Genomic DNA, 334 nt, shown 5'->3' with positions numbered 1-334 from the left:
TGGTGGGCGCGGGGCATCAGCAGCAGCATCGAGGGCACGGCGGTCGGCCCGGTGCGGCCACTCAGCCGCCAGTGGCTGTCCGTCCACAGGAAGCTCTCGCCGGGGCGGGTGCACTGTTCGCAGTAGTCGGGGCAGTCCTCGCCTGCGCGGGCCGGTTCGGGCAGCTCGGGCCGGTCGAGTGCCTTCACCTTGAGGTCGCCCTCGAACGGGAAGATCTCCGAGCCGACGACCGAGGCCTCGGGCGGGGCGGTCGGCTAGCCGATCGGCAGATGGCCGAGGCAAGGGCCGGGCGTGTAGGCAAGGTGATCACTTAATTGGACCGGGTCCCAGATGA

1 protein-coding gene is annotated in these 334 nt (G+C 70.4%); it reads right to left on the bottom strand.

What is annotated here, in order from left to right; translation table 11 throughout:
- Window positions 1-188: hypothetical protein (locus tag UK12_RS34290; protein WP_197085417.1), on the bottom strand; the 188-nt coding region annotated here is incomplete at its 3' end.
- Window positions 189-334: the final 146 nt, after the last annotated feature.

The organism is Saccharothrix sp. ST-888, assembly GCF_000955975.1.
Taxonomy (GTDB): Bacteria; Actinomycetota; Actinomycetes; order Streptomycetales; family Streptomycetaceae; genus Kitasatospora.
This window is presented reverse-complemented; position numbering and strand designations above follow the sequence as displayed.